This is a genomic window from Pigmentiphaga sp. NML030171 (assembly GCF_002188635.1).
GTDB classification, from domain to species: Bacteria; Pseudomonadota; Gammaproteobacteria; order Burkholderiales; family Burkholderiaceae_B; genus Pigmentiphaga; species Pigmentiphaga daeguensis.
Genome location: NZ_NINX01000055.1, coordinates 1 through 17,358, shown reverse-complemented (window position 1 = coordinate 17,358; position 17,358 = coordinate 1). Strand labels below are relative to the sequence as shown.

Sequence of the window (17,358 nt, the reverse complement as noted above, 5' to 3'; positions counted from 1 at the left end):
CTCAATTATCATAGAACGGACATTTCCTGCAGGAGGCAGTGGAGTCATGAACAAGGAAACCTCGGAAATCCTGGTGCGCACCGGCCCGGGCACGCCCATGGGCAATCTGCTGCGGCGCTACTGGGTCCCCATCCTGAAATCGAGCGAGATCGCCGAGCCCGACTGTCCCCCGGTGCGCGTGCAGATCATGGGCGAGAAGCTGCTGGCGTTCCGCGACAGCAGCGGGCAGGCGGGGCTGATCGACGAGTTCTGTTCGCACCGCGGCGTGTCGCTGTACTTCGGCCGCAATGAAGAGGACGGCATCCGCTGCGCCTACCACGGCCTGAAGTTCAACCGCCTGGGAGAGTGCGTGGACGTGCCGTCGGCGCCGCAAAGCTGCAGCCGCATGGGCATCAAGGCCTATCCGTGCATCGAGCGCGGCTCCATCGTGTGGGCCTACATGGGGCCGCCGGAAACCCAGCCCAGCCTGCCCGAGGTGGAGTGGTGCTGCCTGCCGGAAAGCCATATCTACGTGTCCAAGCGGCTGCAGGAGTCCAACTACCTGCAAGCCATGGAAGGCGGCATCGATACCAGCCACGTGTCGTACGTGCACCGCTACGAAGTCGACGTGGATCCGCTGCACCAGGGCACCAAGGCCAATGACTACATCAAGGCCGACGGCAACGTGGTGTTCGACATCGAGAAGAACGAGTTCGGCCTGTCCCTGTACGGCCGCCGCAATGGCGAACCCGATTCGTACTACTGGCGCATCACCCAGTGGCTGTTCCCGTGGTTCACGCTGATCCCGCCGTTCGGCGACCACGCCCTGGGCGGGCACGTCTGGGTTCCCATCGACGATCACAACTGCTGGGCCTGGAGCATCAACTTCCATCCCGACAAGCCGCTGTCCGAACAGGAGCGCGCGGACCTGGACGCGGGCCGGGGCATCCATGCGCCCTGCGATCCCGTTACCTTCCGCCCCCTGGCGAACAAGGACAACGACTACCTGATCGACCGCGTGGCGCAGAAGGAGAAGCGCGCCTACAGCGGCGTGTTCGGCTTCGCCATGCAGGATGCGTCGCTGCAGGAAAGCATGGGCCCCATCCAGAACCATGAGGCCGAACGGCTGCTGCCCACGGATCGCGCCATCGTCATGGCGCGCCGCATGCTGCATGAAGCCGCCGTGGGGCTGGCCAACGGTTCGGAGCCGCCGGCGCTGGACGGCGCCGCGCAGCGCGTGCGCGCTGCGGGCGTCTTGCTGGACCGTGGCGCGGATCCGATGGAGTGGGCCAGGAAACACCTGGCGGACGGCTTGAACGAGCCGGTCTACAGCGTGTAGCCGGCCGCTTCGATAACGAGAGGGTAAGGAGACTTTCATGCATGCATTGCTACGCAAGGCGGCCTGTGCGCTCGCCGTCTGTTCCGTCGTGCCGGCGGCCGCGGCCGCCGGCGAATGGGCACCCACCAAGCCCGTGCGCATCATCGTTCCCATCGTGGGCAGCACCAACGACGTGCTGGGACGGCTGGTGGCGTCTAAGCTCGAAGGCATACTGGGGCAGCCGGTCATCGTCGAGAACAAGCCGGGCGCAGGCGGCAACATCGGCGCGGACCTGGTGGCCAAGTCGCCGCCGGACGGCTACACGCTGCTGGTGGGCTACAACGGGCCCATCGCCATCAACAAGACGCTGTTCGACAACATGCCCTACGATCCGGTCACCGACCTGGCGCCGATCACGCTCGCGGTCAGCTCGCCGCAGTACCTGGTGGTCAATCCGGGGTTGCCGGTCAAGAGCGTGGCGGATCTGGTGGCCTGGTCCAAGGCCCATCCGGGCAAGCTGTCGTACGGGTCGGTGGCCACGGGCAGCGCCTCGCACCTGACCATGGAGATGCTGAACGAGGCCTCGGGGCTGAGCGCCACGCACGTGCCCTATCGCGGCGCCTCGCCGGCCCTGGTCGACCTGGTGGCGGGCAACGTGCAGGCAGCCTTCATGGTGCCCGGCAACGTCCAGCAGTATGTGAAGGAAGGGCGGCTCAGGCTGCTGGCCTCGACGGGCGAGAAGCGCTTTCCCAGCACGCCCGACATTCCGACCATGATCGAGTCGGGCTATCCCCACTTCGTTGCCACGTCGTGGATCGGCTTCCTGGCGCCGGCCGGCACGCCGCGTCCCATCATCGACCGCTACAACAAGGAGATCGTGAAGATCCTGCACATGCCCGACGTGCAGCAGAAGCTGCGCGACATGGAGTTCGAGGTCGTGGCCAACACGCCGGAACAGTTCGGCGCGTGGATACGGACCGAAGTCGAACGCTGGGGCAAGGTCATCAAGGCCACCGGCGCGAAGGCGGGGTAAGCCATGGCCAGACTCGCAGAACGCAGGGCCCTGATCACCGGCGGCGGCGCGGGCATAGGCGCCGCCATCGCCCGGGTCTTCTGTCTGGAAGGCGCGGCGGTGCTGCTGGTGGACCGCGATGCCGACGCGCTGGCGCGCAGCGCCGCGGCGCTGCGCGAGCAGCATCCGGAGGCCCGGGTCGAGTGCCTGGCCGCCGACGTGGCCGACGAGGATGCGGCATTGAACGCGGCCGAGCTGGCCCGGCGGACCTGGGGCGGGCTGGACGTCCTGGTCTGCAACGCGGCCATGCGCAACTACTCGCGCCTGTCCGAAGCCCGGCCCGAGGAGTGGCGCGCCATGGTGGACGTGAACCTGGTCGGTACGGCCAATTACTGCCGTGCCGCGCTGCCCGCCCTGCGCGAGTCGGGCAGGGGCAGCCTGGTGATCGTGTCGTCGTGCTACGCGGTGACGGGCAGGGCGGGCATGGGCATCTACGATGCGACCAAGGCCGGCCTGCTGGCGATGACCCGCACGCTGGCGTTCGAGGAAGCGTCGCACGGCGTGCGCGTCAACGCCGTATGTCCGGGATCGACCCTGACCGAGTTCCACGTGGACCGGGCCCGGGCGCGCGGCCAGGCGATCGAGCAGTTGAAGGGCGAGCGCAGCGATACCTCCCTGCTGGGCCGCTGGGCGGCACCCGAGGAAATCGCCTGGCCCGTGCTGTGGCTGGCCTCGGACGAAGCCTCGTTCATGACCGGGACCCACGTGCTGGTCGATGGGGGCCTGTCGGCGATGTGATGCGCAAGATGCGCACTACCGGCCCGTTTTCTTTATCATGTCCCCATGAAGCGTGGCCGGCGAGGGGGTGCCCGGCTCCGCCGAACTTGTCAGGGGGACGGGATCCGTGCATGCGTCGACGTCCGGGGGCCGGAGGTATCGCCCAAGTGGTGATGGGCAATGGCGGCGGAAGGCGGGTGGGTTTGCGGCCTGGCTGGCCTTTGTCCTGCATGCGGGCGCGGCGGCCCAGGCGCTGCCCGCCCTGAGCTATCAGGCGGCGCAGCAGCAGGTACTGGCGCGATCCGACAAGCTGGGCGCGGCGCGGGCGGCGGTCGAAAGCAAGGAACTCCAGCTCGAAGGTGTGCGCCATCTGGGCGGGCCCTCGCTCAGCGTGTCCGCCTCCCACATCCGCTACGAAGCCAACGCCAATCTCAGCCTGTCGGGGCTGAACAACATCGGTATTCCACTGCCCCTGCCTTCCAGCGTGGAACTGGAGCGGCGCGGCTCCCTGACCAACAAATCCCTGATCGGCATCTGGCCGCTCTATCTGGGCGGGGCCACCGACGCGGCGCGCGGCCTGGTCAACGCCCAGGCCGACGAAGCGCGCGCGGACGCGACCCAGGCCGGCTACGAAGTGCAGACCACGCTGGCCAAGCGCTATTTCGCCGCGCAGCTCGCCGCGCGCGCATGGGACCTGCGCCGCGAGGCCCTGCGCGCCATCGGCGAACACGACCGCGCGGCCGAGCGTATGATGGCCGAAGGCACGATTGCCCGCGTCGACCGGCTGCAGGCACGGGTCGCGCTGGAAGATGCGCGGCGGGAAGAGCGCAAGGCGCAGGACACGCTCGAACTGGCGCAGGTGGCCCTGGGCCGCACGCTGCGCATGGACGAGGCCGTGCGGCCTTCGACGCCGCTGTTCATCCTGACCCAGTCCATCGAACCGCTGTCGTACTTCCTGGAGGCCGCCATGCGCGGACATCCCGCGCTGGGCAAGGTCGCGGCCAAGGAAGAACAGGCGCGCCAGCTGCATGCGGTGGAAACCGCCACGCGGCGCCCGCAGGTGTTCGCCTTCGGCGGGCACCAGATCCGCAGCGAGAACGGCAGCTGGCTGGTGGGCGTGGGCGTGCGCTGGACGCTGTGGGATTCGCTGGACCGGCCGGCGCTGGACGCCGCCAGCGACAAGACCATTCTCCAGGCCCGGCTGACCGAGGCCCAGGCGCGGCAGGACATCAGCCTGCTGGTGGAAAGCAAGTGGCGCGCGGTGGATCAGGCGCGCCGCCAGTTCCTGGCGACCGGCGCCAGCGTCGAACTGGCCGACGAGGTGGTGCGCCTGCGCACCAGCGGCCTGCGCGAAGGCGTCAGCACCGCCACGGACCTGATCGATGCCGAGACCAACCGCGCCAAGGTGCAGACCGAAAGGGCGCAGGCCGCCTACGACTACATCCAGTCCCTGGCCGAACTGCTGGAGGCCAGCGGGCTGGGCGGCGAATTGACGCGTTACATCGAACGGGCGGACGTGCGCCTGCCGCTGGCGGCCGTGGCCGCCGATCCTGTCCGCGGCCCCTGACGACAACGAGACCGAGCTGCCATGAGCGCAAGAAAATCCACTCTCGCCATTGCCATTGCCGGCATGCTGGTGCTGGCCGTCGTCGCCTATGGCTTCTGGCGCGCGTCGCGGCCCGCGCCCGAGCAGTTCCAGGGCTACATGGAAGCCCAGGAGACCGACGTCGCCGCCAAGATCTCGGCGCGGGTGGCCGAGGTGGCGGTGAAAGAAGGCGACAAGGTGGAGCGTGGCGCGTTGCTGGTGCGCCTGGACAGCCCCGAGGTGGCCGCCAAGATGGCCCAGGCCCAGGGCGCGCTGGCGGCGGCGCGCGCGGTGCAGGCCAAGGCCGATCGCGGTGCCCGCCCGCAGGAGATCACGATGGCGCAGCTGAACTGGCAGCGTGCGCAGGCGGCGGCCGACCTGGCCGAGGTCTCGTTCCGCCGCGTGGACAACCTTGCCCGCGAAGGGCTGGTGGCCGAGCAGAAGCGTGACGAGGCGCGCGCCAACTACCACGCTTCGCGCGATGCGGCGCTGGCGGCGCGGGCGCAGTACCAGCTTGCGCTGGACGGCGCGCGGCCCGAGGACAAGGAGGCGGCGGCGGGCCAGGCCCGGCAGGTGGCCGGCGCGCTGGCCGAGGTCGAGGCGGCCGAGGCCGAGGTCAATCTGAAAAGCCCCGTGGCCGGCGAGATCGCCAAGGTCTATGCCAAGGTCGGCGAGCTGTCGCCGCAGGGCGTGGCGGTGGCCACAGTGGTCGATCTGGCCGACCAGTGGGTCGTCATCAACGTGCGCGAGGATCGGCTCTCGCGTTTCGCCGTCGGCTCGAGCTTCCAGGCCGAACTGCCGGCGCTGGACAACCGCCGCGCGGATTTCAAGGTCTATTACGTCTCCGTGCTGCCCGACTTCGCCACCTGGCGCACCACCCGCGCCAGCCAGGGGTTCGACGTCCGCACCTTCGAGGTCCGGGCTCGTCCGCAGGCGCCGATAGAAGGCGCGCGCCCGGGCATGAGCGTGCTGGTACGGTGACGCCATGAGCGCAGCGGCGGGACCTCCCCCGCATACGGCCGGCGGGGCCGCGCCCCGCGAAGCGCGGCCGGGCGCCTTCCGGCGCGCGGCGAGCCGGGAGGCCGCGTGGCTGCGCCGGCATCCGCGCGAACTGGCCATGATCAGCTGGGTACCGCTGCTGGCCGTGCTGCTGCTGTGGTGGATGTTCTCGGCCGGCATTCCCACGCGCCTGCCCATCGCCGTCGTGGACGGCGATCATTCGGCCCTGTCGCGCCAGTTCGCGCGCATGCTGGAGGCGGCGCCGGGCTTGCGCGTCGCGCGGCGCGACGCCAGCCTGGCCGAGGCGCGGGCCGGCATGGAGCGGGGCGACGTCTACGCGGTGGTGGCGGTCGAGCGCGACTTCTCCCGCGACATCAAGCGCGGGGCCAGCGGCCACGTCACGCTCTACCACAACGCGCAGTTCTACACGGTGTCGGGCCTGGTTCTGCGCGATGTGCAGACCGTGGCCATGACACTGTCGGCCGGCGTCGAGATGGCAGCGCGCAACCGCCGCGGCGAGCCGGCGCAGTCGGTGGCGGTCAGCGCCGAGCCGGTTCGGGCCAGTTCGCTGGCCTTGTTCAACCCCAGTCTCAACTACGAACAATTCCTGGCGGCCGCGCTGGTCCCTGCGCTGCTGCACATCCTGGGGATGACGGCCGGCGCCTGGACCGTGGGCCGGGAGATCCGCGACCGCACGGTGGGCGCCTGGCTGGCGGCGGCCACGGGCGCGCAGGCCCGTCCCGACGGCGGCGTGCGCGTCGCGGCGGGGCCGGCCCTGGCGGCATTGGCCGGCAAGCTCGCGTGGCCGTGGGCGGGGCTGTCCGCCGTGGGCCTGGCGGCCCTGCTGTGGCTGACCTGGGGCCGGGGCTGGCATCCGCCCGGCAGCCTGCCGTGGGTAGCCGTGGCCCTGATGTCTTTCATTGCCTTGTCGATCGCGATGGGGGCCGCCGCCGCGCTGGCGACGCGATCCCTGCGCACGGCCTTGTCGCTGGCCGGCATCGTGACGGCGCCGGCCTTCGCCTTCAGCGGCATGGGCTTCCCGCTGGCCGCCATGCCGGCCGGTGCGCGTGCCTGGGCGCTGGTGCTGCCCTATACGCACTACATCCGCCTGCAGGTGGAGCAATTGCAGATGGCTGCGCCCCTGCGCCATTCGTTGCCGGCCTTCGTGCTGATGCCGCTGGGCGCGGCGCTGCTGGCGCTGGCGGGCGCGTGGCTGCTGTGCCGCGTGGCGGCCGAGCCCGCGCGCTGGGGAGGCCGCTGATGGACGCGCGCGGCTGGGCCGCGGCCTGGCGAGACACCCTGGCTGAGCTGCTGCGCGACAAGGGCGCGCTGCTGCTGATCGTGCTGGCCCCGGTCTTCTACGGATTCTTCTATCCCTGGCCCTATGCCACCGAGGTCCTGCAACGCGTGCCGGTGGCCATCGTGGACCTGGACCACTCCAGCCTGTCGCGCCAGATCGTGCGCTACGCCGATGCCAGCCCGGACCTGCGCGTGGCGATGGTGACCGGCGACGAAGAGACGGCACGGCAGGCGATGTGGCGGGGCGAGATCGAAGGCTATGCGCTGCTGACGCGAGACCTCAGGCGCAATGTGCTGCGCGGCCGGCCGGCGCCGGTCGTGGTCAGCACCAACGGCAGCTACGCGCTCTACAACAAGGCGGTGATGACCGGCTTCACGGCCGTCGTCGGCACGGTGTCGGCCGGCATCGAGATCGCGCAGCGTACCGCGCACGGGCAGGGGCGGAACCAGGCCATGGCAGGCCGCAGCCCGGTCGGCGTCAGCGCCGTGGCCCTCTACAACCCCACCGGCGGCTATGGCAGCTACGTCGTGCCGGCGGTGGCGTTGATCATCATGCAGCAGACGCTGCTGATGGGCGTCGCGATGCTGGCCGGCACCTGGGCCGAGGCCGGCCGCCTGCGGGCGCCGGCCAGGGTCTGGCTGGGGCGCGTGCTGGCCTTCTCCACCGCCGGTCTGGTCGCGGGGCTGGTCTATTTCGGCTGGATCTTCTGGTTGCAGGACTACCCGCGTGGCGGCAACCCGCTGGGGGCGCTGGTCCTGCTGCTTTGCTATGCCCCGGCGATCAGCGTGGCGGGGGCGCTGCTGGGCGCCTGGCTCAAGGACCGCGAGCAGGCCTTGCAGGTATGGCTGTTCACGTCGCTGCCCATCGCCTTCCTGTCCGGATTCGCGTGGCCGGTGGAAAGCCTGCCGCCCGTGTTGCAGGCGGCACGCTGGATCTTTCCCAGCACCGCCGGCATCGATGCCTCGCTCAGGCTGAACCAGATGGGGGTGCCGCTGGCCGACGTGGCGGGATCGCTGTCGTGGCTGGCGGCCTGGGCGCTGGCGGGCTTTGCCGCGCTGGCCTGGTGGATGCGTCCCCGGGAGCCGGGGACGCTCCGCGGGGACGTCAAATCTGCGTGATGAACTTGGTCACCAGGTAGCCGTCGAAGGTCTCGACGCCGCCTTCGCTGCCTATGCCCGAGTCCTTCACGCCGCCGAAGGGCGTCTCGGCCAGGGCGACGCCGAAGTGGTTGATGTTGACCATCCCGGCTTCCAGGCCGTTGGACACGGCGGTCGCGGTCTTGAGCGAGTTCGTGAACACATACGAGGCCAGGCCGAAGGGCAGGCTGTTGGCTCGCTTGAGCACTTCCTCGATGGTCTTGAAGCGCGTGACCGGGGCGATGGGGCCGAAGGGCTCCTCGGTCATCAGCTTGGAGTCGTCGGGGATGTCGGTCACGACCGCGGGCGAGAAGAAATAGCCTTTTTCGCCCATGCGCGAGCCGCCCGTCACGACACGGCCGCCGCGCTGGCTGGCGTCGTCCAGGAAGGTTTCCATGGCCATCAGCCGGCGCTCGTGGGCCAGGGGGCCCATTTCCACGCCCTTGCCCAGGCCGTCGCCGACCTTGATGGAGGCGATGGTGTCGGCGAAGCGCGCCACGAACTTGTCGTAGGCCTTTTCCTGGACGTAGAAGCGGGTCGGCGATATGCAGACCTGGCCGGCGTTGCGGATCTTCATGCGCGCCAGCATCTCGGCCGCCGGCTCGACGTCGGCGTCGTCGAAGACCAGCACCGGGGAATGGCCGCCCAGTTCCATCGTGGTGCGCTTCATGTGGGCGCCGGCCAGCGCCGACAGCTGCTTGCCCACCGGCACCGATCCGGTGAACGAGATCTTGCGCACGATGGGCGACTCGATCAGGTAGGTGGAGATTTCGCTGGGCACGCCCCAGACGATGTTCAGCACGCCGGGGGGCAGCCCGGCGTCGTGGAACAGCTGGGCCATGGCCACGACCGCGCTGGGCGTGTCTTCCGGACCCTTCAGGATGATGGTGCAGCCGGCGGCGACGGCCGCGGAGACCTTGCGGATGGCCTGGTTGAACGGGAAGTTCCAGGGCGTGAACGCGGCGCAGACGCCCACCGGCTCGCGTACGACGAACTGGCGCACCGCCGGGTTGCGGGGAGGAATCACCCGGCCGTAGATGCGGCGGCATTCCTCGGCATGCCATTCTGCATGCTCGGAGCAGGTCATGATCTCGGCCACGGCCTCGGCCAGCGGCTTGCCCTGGTCCAGCGTCAGGTTGCGCCCGATGTCCTGGGCACGCTCGCGCGCCAGTTCGGCCACCTTGCGCAGGATGCGCGAACGCTCCAGCGGCGAGGTCTTCTTCCAGCTTTCGAAGGCCCGCTGGGCCGCCGCCAGGGCCCGGTCCAGATCCGCGCGCGAGGCGTGCGGCAGCTTGCCGAGCACTTCCTGGGTGGCAGGATTGATGACATCCTGCTCGCGGCGATCGCCGCCTTGGATGAATTCGCCGTCGATGTAAAGGGCGAGGTCCTGATACATGCCAGTCTCCTGAGGTCGGAGTCCGGGACGTTCCGGACTCCGGAAGCGAAAAGCAACCCCATAGACTAGCACGGCCTGGCGATTTTCCGCATGAACCGCCCGCCCCGCATGCTATCTTCCCGGGTACTTTTCCCTACCCCGAACCTTGCGTATTTCCCGCGGCATGCCGGCAGGACGACACCCGAAAACACAGCCCGGCGACAGCCCCCGCTACCGGCAGATCCTGGATGCCTTGCTGGCTCGCATCGAGCACGGCATCTATCCGGTGGGCGGCCACGTCCCCACCGAAGGCGAACTGTGCCGCGAGTTCGAGGCCAGCCGCTACACGATACGCGCCGCGCTGGCCCGCCTGGTCGAGCACGGCATGGTCGAACGCCGCCCCGGAGCCGGGACGGTGGTGCTTGCGTCACGGTCGCGACGGGCCTACCAGCAGTCGATCGCCTCGCTGTCCGACCTGTTCCAGTATGCGCTGGACACGCACGTGGAAATCCGCGCCTCGACCCTGGTGACGCTGGACGCGGCCACCGCCGCCATGCTGGGCGCGCGCGAGGGCGACCGCTGGCTGCAGGTGGACAGCGTGCGCTGGACCGAGCGGGGTGGCACGCCTATCTGCTGCACCAGTTCCTTCCTGCCCGAGCGGCTGGCTTGGATAGGACCCGAGCTGCCCGGCTGCGTGGGACCCTTCTATGCCCACATCGAGGCGCGCGCGGGCGAGCCCATCGTGCGGGCCACGCAGGAGATCCGCGCCGAGCCCATGCCGGCCCACCTGCGGCCGCTGCTGGACGAGCGGGCCGACGCGATCGCGCTGTGCCTGATCCGCCACTATTTCTCGGCGGTGGGCAGCGTCATCTGTTCGTTCAACTGGCACCCTGCGGCCAGCTTCAGTTACCGGATGGAGATCGAGCGCCGGGGTTAGCGGGAACCGGCCTTAGGGGTTCATGTGCTCGGTCCGGCCTTGCCCGGGGCGCCTACATGATGGCCGGCTTGTCCACGTGCGGCGCGCGGGCGCCTTCGGCGGCCAGTTCGGCCGGCAGCGATTCATTCCACAGCCGCGCGATGTAGCGTTCGCCGGTGCGGCCATTGGAGGCGTCCGAGCACAGCCACAGGATGCCGCGCCGCATGATGGAGGCGGGCAGCAGGTTGCCGTCGGCGCCTTTCCTGTTGGGACCGCCGGGAAGGAAATCGGTGTCGGCCGCGCCGCCGGGCAGATAGACGTTCACGTCCACGCCCGTGCCCGCCAGGTCCTGGGCCCAGATGCGCGAGGCGGCCTCCAGCGCGGCCTTGCTCGGCCCGTAGGGCGAATAGCCCCGGCGCACCATGGTTTGGTCGCTGGTCGAGATGTTGATGATCTTGCCGAAACCCTGGGCCACCATCAGCGGTGCGGCGGCGCGCGCCATGTTGAAGGCGCCGTTGATGTTGGTGTCGATGATCGCCCGCCAGGCCTGCGGGTCGGTCTGCCAGAAGCGCGCGGGCTCGGTGGTGAAGGTGTCGCTGATGACGCCCATGCCTATGCCGGCATTGTTCACCAGCACGTGCAGCGCGCCGAAATGGTCGCGGATCTCGGCCACCGCGCGCGAGCAGTGCTCGAAGCGCGTGACGTCGGCGACGATGGCGAACATGCGCCCGATGCCGGCCGTGGCCTGGGCCTGCGCCATGGTCTCGTGCATGGCGTCCGAGGCATGGGCGCCGGTGATCGCCACCCGGGCGCCCGCCGCCACCAGCGCCAGCGCCATTTCGCGTCCCAGTCCGCGCGTGCCGCCGGTGACCAGCACGACGCGGTCGCGCAGGGATGCCGTGTAATCTGCCGTCATGACGTTCGCTCCTGGAAGAGGCGCCCACGCGGCCGCACCGTCCGGTGCCCGTATCGCGCCGTGCATGTCCCAGTGTAGCGGCTTGGCGGGGGCGCAGGGGCATTCTGAGGCGCCGCGATGTCGATTTGTCCGGACAAAGTTATACTGCCCCTGACCACAGATACGGGGGACCCGGCATGGACGGCCACGTGGAGATCATCGACGTCGCACCGCGCGACGGCATCCAGAACGAGCGCGTGCTGTTGCCCGCGGCTGACAAGATCGAGCTGATCCGCCGCATCGCCGATGCCGGCGGCAGGCGGATCGAGGCGACGAGTTTCGTCAATCCGAAGCGGGTGCCGCAGATGGCCGATGCCGAGGCCGTCATGGCGGGCGTCGAGCGCCGTCCGGGCCTGTCGCTGATCGGCCTGGTGCTCAACGAGCCGGGCCTGGCGCGGGCGCGGGCGGCCGGCTGCGACGAGGCCAACGTGGTGGTGGTCGCCAGCGAGACCTTCTCGCGCAAGAACCAGGGCGCGGGCGTGGCCGAGGTGGTCGCGGCCGCCTCGGCCATCCTGGCGGGCGCGCGGGCGGCCGGCATGCGTACCTCCGTCACCGTCGGCGCCGCCTTCGGCTGCCCCTTCGAGGGCGAGGTGCCCGCGCAACGGGTGCTGGCCCTGGTGGAGTCGCTGCTGCCGGCCCGGCCGGACGAGATCGCGCTGGCCGACACCATAGGCTGCGGGGTGCCGAGCCAGGTACGCGAGCTGTTGGCGGGCACGCGCGCGCTGGCGCCGCACGCGCGCCTGCGCTGCCATTTCCACAATACGCGCAATACCGGCATCGCCAACGTGCTGGCGGCGCTGGAAGCGGGCGTGGATGCCCTGGACGCCAGTACGGGCGGTTTCGGCGGCTGCCCCTTCGCCCCGGCGGCCACCGGCAACATCGCCACCGAGGACGTCGTCTACATGCTCGAGCGCATGGGCGTGGCCACCGGCATCGACCTGGACGCCGTGCTGCGGACGGCGCAGTGGCTGGGTGAGCGGCTGCAGCGGCCCGCCATCGGCGGCGTCAGCCGCGCCGGCCGCTTTCCGGCCCCGGCGCCGCAGGCCTGCGCATAGCGGTCCCGGCCGCGTCGTGGACTATCATGGCGTCCTGAGAATGACGTGGAGTGGGTACGACGATGGACAACGTCGATCTGGACGTCCTGCGGCGCCTGGCCCAGTGGCGGCGGGAAGGGCACGAGGTCGTGCTGGGCACGGTGACGCGCACCTGGGGCTCGGCGCCCCGGCCCATCGGCGCGATGGTGGCCGTGCGCGGCGACGGTTCGATCGCCGGTTCGGTGTCGGGCGGTTGCATCGAGGACGACCTGTCGGACAAGGCGCGCACCGGCGCCTGGCCCACCGGCGTGCCCAGCGTGGTGCGCTACGGTGTCTCGGCCGAGGAGGCCACGCGTTTCGGCCTGCCCTGTGGCGGCACGCTGGAACTGGTCCTGGAGCCGGTCGCCGACCATAGTGGCGTGGAAGAGCTGCTGGCGGAGCTGACCCAGGGGCATCGGGTGCTGCGCCGGCTGGACCTGGCCACCGGCCGCGCCGTGCTGGAGGCCGCCCGCGACCGTGCCGACACGCTGTCGCTGACCGACTCGGAGCTGGTTGCCACCCACGGGCCGAGCTGGCGCCTGCTGATCATAGGCGCGGGGCAGATGTCGCAGTACCTGGCGCAGATGGCGCTGGCGCTGGACTACGAGGTCATCGTCTGCGATCCGCGCGAGGAATATACGCAGGGCTGGGAGGTGCCGGGCGCGAGGCTGGTGACCACCATGCCCGACGATACCGTGACCGAGATGCGCCCCGATCGCCATACGGCCATCGTCGCGCTGACCCACGATCCCAAGCTGGACGACCTGGCGCTGCTGGAGGCGCTCAAGTCCCAGGCCTTCTACGTTGGCGCCATCGGTTCGCGGGCCAACCAGGCCAAGCGCCGCGAGCGGCTGGTCGAGTTCGACCTGACCCCGGACGAGGTGGCCCGGCTGCACGGCCCGGTGGGCCTGCGCATCGGGGCCCGCACGCCGCCCGAGATCGCCGTGGCCATCCTGGCCCACATGACGGCCGAGCGCTACGGCTTCCACAAGCTCGAATTCGAGGCGCCGGGCGCCGGCGCGTAAACTATCGCGCCTCGTCGTTTTCCGGATCCCCGCCGTGCCCGCCGTCGTCAACATCGCCGCCTACCGTTTCCTGACCCTGGACGACCTGCCCGCGCTGCAGGCCGCGGCGCGCGACCGGGCCCTGGCGTGCGGACTGAAGGGCACGGTGCTGCTGGCGCACGAGGGCATCAACCTGTTCCTGGCCGGCACCCGCCCGGGCATCGACGCCTGGCTGGAGTGGCTGCGGCATGGTCCGGACTTCGGCGGCCGGCTGGCGGGTATCGAGGTCAAGGAAAGCCTGTCCGCCCGGGTGCCGTTTCGCAAGCTGCTGGTGAAGATCAAGCGCGAGATCATCCGCATGGATCATCCGGCCATCCGTCCCGAGGAGGGGCGCGCGCCGGCCGTCGAGGCCCGCACGCTGGCCCGCTGGCTGCGCCAGGGCCGGGACGACGAAGGGCGGGAGGTCGTCATGCTGGACACCCGCAATGCCTTCGAGGTCGATCACGGCACCTTCCGGGGCGCGATCGACTGGCGCATTTCCCGCTTCACGCAATTCCCGGCGGCCGTGCAGGCGCACCGGAACGACCTGGCGGGCAAGACCGTGGTGAGTTTCTGCACCGGCGGCATCCGCTGCGAGAAGGCGGCCATCTACATGGCGCGAGCCGGCGTCGAGCACGTCTACCAGCTCGAGGGCGGCATCCTGAAGTATTTCGAGGAAACCGGCGGGGAGGGCTACGACGGCGAGTGCTTCGTGTTCGACGGGCGCGAGTCGCTGGATCCGGCGCTGAGGCCCCGGCTGGACGGGGTGGACGACCCGATCCCGGCGCCGTAGGCTGCGCTGCGCGCCGCCCCCTTGCTGTCCCGGCATCCGGGTAAAATACCCGGTTTCCCCGTATCGGCCGACCGCCCGCGCCGCCGCCGGTACAACCCCGCAACCCCGCGCCGGACGATCTTCATGTCTGCATTCATTTCTCCCGTTCCCACCCCCGGCGGCTCCTCGGCGATCTCGTCGGTGCCGGAAATCGTGGCCGAGCTGCGCGCCGGCCGCATGGTCATCCTGGTCGACGAGGAGGACCGCGAGAACGAAGGCGACCTCGTCATGGCAGCCGAGTTCGTCACGCCCGAGGCCATCAATTTCATGGCCCGCTACGGACGGGGCCTGATCTGCCTGACGCTGACCGAAGAGCGCTGCCGCCAGTTGAACCTGCCGCTCATGGTGTCGGCCAACGGCACCAAGCACGGTACCAATTTCACCGTTTCCATCGAAGCCGCCCAGGGCGTGACCACCGGCATCTCGGCGGCCGACCGGGCCCGCACGGTGCAGGCCGCCGTGGCGCGCGACGCCAAGCCGTCCGACCTGGTGCAGCCCGGCCACATCTTTCCGCTGAAGGCGGCCCGCGGCGGCGTGCTGGCGCGGGCCGGCCACACCGAAGCCGGTTGCGACCTGACCGCCATGGCGGGGCTCACGCCCGCCTCGGTCATCTGCGAAGTGCTCAAGGACGACGGCTCCATGGCCAGGCTGCCCGACCTGATCGAGTTCTCGCGCCAGCACGGCGTCAAGATCGGCACCATCGCCGACCTGATCCAGTACCGCAGCGAACACGAGTCGCTGGTGCAGCGCGTGGCCGAGCGGCCGATCCGCACGGCGCACGGCGTCTTTCGCGCGGTGATGTACCGCGATACGCCCAGCGGCGCGCCCCACCTCGCGCTGGTCCATGGCGAGATCCATCCCGAGCGCGAGACCCTGGTGCGCGTGCACGAGCCCACGTCGCTGCTCGACGTGCTGGAAGTGGCCCGCAGCACGCACAGCTGGAGCGTGCCCAGCGCCCTGGAAGCCATTTCCCAGGCCGAATCCGGCGTGGTCATCCTGCTCAACTGCGACGGCACGGCCAGCGACCTGGCGGCCGAGTTCCAGCAATTGATCGACCAGGACCGCACCGGCGCGGCCTGCGGCGACGCGCCGGTGCGCATGGACTTGCGCACCTATGGCGTGGGCGCGCAGATCCTGAAAGACCTGAACGTCGGCAGCATGAAGCTGCTGGCACGGCCGGTCCGCATGCCCAGCATGACCGGCTTCTCCCTTACCGTGACCGGCTACGAGGCCGGCCATGACCAACCCCCCACCAAGGACGGCGCCCCATCATGAACCCCTATACCATGACTCCCGATCTGAATGGCGAAGGGCTGCATATCTGCATCGTGCGCTCCCGCTTCAATGAAAACATCGGCGAACTGCAGCTGCAGGCCTGCCTGGAAGAACTCGGCAAGCTGGGCGTGGACGAGCGCGACATCATGGTCGTGTCGGTGCCCGGCGCCCTGGAACTGGGCGTGACGCTGGCCCAGCTCGCCCACACCGGTGAGTTCGACGGACTGATCGCCCTGGGCGCGGTGATCCGCGGCGAGACCTACCACTTCGAAGTGGTCAGCAATGAGAGCGCGGCGGCCATCAGCCGCGTCGCGCTCGAGACCGGCATCCCCGTCGCCAACGGCGTGCTCACCACGGAAACCGAGGAGCAGGCGGTGGAGCGCGCCGCGACCAAGGGCCGCGACTGCGCGCAGACCGCCGTCGAGATGGCGAACCTGCTGGCCACCCTCGAGCCCGAGGAGGACGACGAGGACGAGGACGACGAAGATTTCGACGACGAGGAAGAACAGGATGACTGAGGCCAGCCGCCAGAACGCGCGCAGCGCGCGCCGCCGCGCGCGCGAGTTCGCCCTGCAAGGGGTGTACGAGTGGCTGCTCAAGGGGGGCGACGCCGGCGAGATGGGCGAGATCGACGCCCACATGCAGGACGGCGAGGGTTTCGCCGAAGCCGACCTGGGCCATTACAAGGCGCTGCTGTACGGCGCCGCCCGCGACGCGGCCGCGTTGCGCGAACGCTTCGCGCCCTTCCTCGACCGCCAGGTCGAGGAGCTGTCGCCGGTCGAGCACGGCATCCTGCTGATCGGCACCTACGAGCTGCAGAACCACGTCGAGATTCCGTACAAGGTCGTCATCAACGAGGCCGTCGAACTCGCCAAGTCCTTCGGTGGCACCGACGGCTTCAAGTTCGTCAACGGCGTGCTGGACAAGCTCGCGGCCGAAGTCCGCGCCGCCGAGGTCCAGGCCGGCCGTCGGGGTTGACGGTGCCTGGCCCGGGCCGGGGGAGCTGGCATGAGCGGTGAGTTCGAACTCATCCGCCGGCATTTCACCCGGACGGCGCCGGCGGGCATGCTGGGGGTGGGCGACGACTGCGCGCTGCTCTCGCCCTCGGCCGACGCCACGGCGGTCAGCACCGACCTGCTGGTGGAAGGGCGCCACTTCTTTCCCGACGTCGATCCACGCGCGCTGGGCCACAAGTCGCTGGCCGTGAACCTGTCCGATCTTGCCGCCATGGGCGCGAAACCGACGGCCTTCGTGCTGGGGCTGGCGCTGCCGCGCGTGGACGATGCCTGGCTCTCGGCCTTCGCCGCCGGCCTGTTCGCGCTGGCCGACGCCTACGGCTGTCCCCTGGTCGGGGGCGACACCACGCGCAGCGACGCGGGCACGACCCTGTCCATCACGATCTTCGGCAGCGTGCCCGCCCAGGCGGCGCTGCGCCGCTCGGGCGCCCGCCCTGGCGACGACATCTGGGTGTCGGGTACGCTGGGCGACGCCGATCTCGCGCTGCGCCTGCTGCTGGGCGAGCGGGACGTACCGGTGGCGGACCGGGCGGCGGTGCTGGCGGCGACCCGCGGCGCGCTCGAATGGCCCGAGCCGCGGGTGGCGCTGGGGCTGGCGCTGCGCGGCCTGGCCAGCGCGGCGATCGACATCTCGGACGGCCTGCTGCAGGATCTCGGCCATGTCCTGGCCGCCAGCGGATGCGGCGCACGGTTGTGCGCCGATGACGTGCCGGTGTCGCCGGCCGTGGCGGCCCTGCCGGCGCCCTGGCGGCGGCGCTGCGCGCTGG

17 protein-coding genes are annotated in these 17,358 nt (G+C 70.1%); 15 read left to right on the top strand and 2 right to left on the bottom strand.

The annotated features are described in order from the left end of the window. The first annotated feature begins 46 nt into the window (after nucleotides 1-46). The 7 genes from CDO46_RS26750 (at nucleotide 47) to CDO46_RS26720 (ending at nucleotide 8,088) form a co-directional block, all read left to right on the top strand. On the top strand, nucleotides 47-1,318 hold the full coding sequence (locus tag CDO46_RS26750; protein ID WP_087841617.1) for a Rieske 2Fe-2S domain-containing protein: 1,272 nt from the start codon (nucleotides 47-49) through the stop codon (nucleotides 1,316-1,318). A 37-nt stretch (nucleotides 1,319-1,355) separates the two neighbouring features. Then, a complete protein-coding gene (locus CDO46_RS26745; protein WP_087841616.1) occupies nucleotides 1,356-2,330 on the top strand; it encodes a tripartite tricarboxylate transporter substrate binding protein in 975 nt (324 codons plus the stop codon). 3 nt (nucleotides 2,331-2,333) lie between these two features. Continuing rightward, entirely contained in the window at nucleotides 2,334-3,107 is a 774-nt protein-coding gene (locus CDO46_RS26740; RefSeq protein WP_087841615.1) for an SDR family NAD(P)-dependent oxidoreductase, read from the top strand. A 106-nt stretch (nucleotides 3,108-3,213) separates the two neighbouring features. Next, on the top strand, nucleotides 3,214-4,653 hold the full coding sequence (locus CDO46_RS26735; RefSeq protein ID WP_243724687.1) for a TolC family protein: 1,440 nt from the start codon (nucleotides 3,214-3,216) through the stop codon (nucleotides 4,651-4,653). 21 nt (nucleotides 4,654-4,674) lie between these two features. Further along, a complete protein-coding gene (locus CDO46_RS26730) occupies nucleotides 4,675-5,652 on the top strand; it encodes an HlyD family secretion protein (RefSeq protein WP_087841614.1) in 978 nt (325 codons plus the stop codon). Nucleotides 5,653-5,656: 4 nt separating this feature from the next. Beyond that, a complete protein-coding gene (locus CDO46_RS26725) occupies nucleotides 5,657-6,931 on the top strand; it encodes an ABC transporter permease (RefSeq protein ID WP_176400852.1) in 1,275 nt (424 codons plus the stop codon). Then, the gene (locus CDO46_RS26720; RefSeq protein WP_087841613.1) at nucleotides 6,931-8,088 is read left to right on the top strand and encodes an ABC transporter permease; all 1,158 of its coding nucleotides are present in this window, start codon (nucleotides 6,931-6,933) and stop codon (nucleotides 8,086-8,088) included. The genes CDO46_RS26725 and CDO46_RS26720 overlap by 1 nt, the downstream gene beginning before the upstream one ends. On the opposite strand, the gene CDO46_RS26715 is transcribed toward CDO46_RS26720, so the two are convergent. Further along, a complete protein-coding gene (locus CDO46_RS26715; RefSeq protein ID WP_087841612.1) occupies nucleotides 8,075-9,502 on the bottom strand; it encodes an NAD-dependent succinate-semialdehyde dehydrogenase in 1,428 nt (475 codons plus the stop codon). The genes CDO46_RS26720 and CDO46_RS26715 overlap by 14 nt on opposite strands. Before the next feature lie 163 nt (nucleotides 9,503-9,665). On the opposite strand from CDO46_RS26715, the gene CDO46_RS26710 reads away from it, so the two are divergent. Then, nucleotides 9,666-10,418, top strand: coding sequence for a GntR family transcriptional regulator (locus CDO46_RS26710; protein ID WP_087841611.1), 753 nt, complete (start codon nucleotides 9,666-9,668; stop codon nucleotides 10,416-10,418). A gap of 52 nt (nucleotides 10,419-10,470) precedes the next feature. Here CDO46_RS26710 and CDO46_RS26705 read toward each other — a convergent pair whose 3' ends face one another. Further along, nucleotides 10,471-11,313 carry an SDR family NAD(P)-dependent oxidoreductase gene (locus tag CDO46_RS26705; protein ID WP_087841610.1) on the bottom strand — a complete coding sequence of 281 codons (843 nt, stop codon included), beginning with the start codon at nucleotides 11,311-11,313 and terminating at the stop codon, nucleotides 10,471-10,473. A 176-nt stretch (nucleotides 11,314-11,489) separates the two neighbouring features. On the opposite strand from CDO46_RS26705, the gene CDO46_RS26700 reads away from it, so the two are divergent. The 7 genes from CDO46_RS26700 to thiL form a co-directional block, all read left to right on the top strand. After that, on the top strand, nucleotides 11,490-12,407 hold the full coding sequence (locus CDO46_RS26700; RefSeq protein WP_087841609.1) for a hydroxymethylglutaryl-CoA lyase: 918 nt from the start codon (nucleotides 11,490-11,492) through the stop codon (nucleotides 12,405-12,407). 62 nt (nucleotides 12,408-12,469) lie between these two features. Further along, a complete protein-coding gene (locus tag CDO46_RS26695) occupies nucleotides 12,470-13,450 on the top strand; it encodes an XdhC family protein (protein ID WP_087841608.1) in 981 nt (326 codons plus the stop codon). A 34-nt stretch (nucleotides 13,451-13,484) separates the two neighbouring features. Then, entirely contained in the window at nucleotides 13,485-14,261 is a 777-nt protein-coding gene (locus CDO46_RS26690) for a sulfurtransferase (protein ID WP_087841607.1), read from the top strand. A gap of 123 nt (nucleotides 14,262-14,384) precedes the next feature. After that, nucleotides 14,385-15,575: a bifunctional 3,4-dihydroxy-2-butanone-4-phosphate synthase/GTP cyclohydrolase II gene (gene ribBA, locus CDO46_RS26685; protein ID WP_087841606.1), complete on the top strand. Its 1,191-nt coding sequence runs from the start codon at nucleotides 14,385-14,387 to the stop codon at nucleotides 15,573-15,575. Beyond that, entirely contained in the window at nucleotides 15,572-16,093 is a 522-nt protein-coding gene (gene ribH, locus CDO46_RS26680; RefSeq protein WP_087841605.1) for a 6,7-dimethyl-8-ribityllumazine synthase, read from the top strand. Before ribBA ends, ribH begins: the two co-directional genes overlap by 4 nt. Continuing rightward, nucleotides 16,086-16,553 (top strand): transcription antitermination factor NusB, encoded by a 468-nt coding sequence (nusB, locus tag CDO46_RS26675; RefSeq protein WP_087841604.1) that lies wholly within the window; start codon nucleotides 16,086-16,088, stop codon nucleotides 16,551-16,553. Before ribH ends, nusB begins: the two co-directional genes overlap by 8 nt. Before the next feature lie 30 nt (nucleotides 16,554-16,583). Then, the coding region (gene thiL / locus CDO46_RS26670) for a thiamine-phosphate kinase (protein WP_140416921.1) at nucleotides 16,584-17,358 on the top strand (775 nt) is incomplete at its 3' end.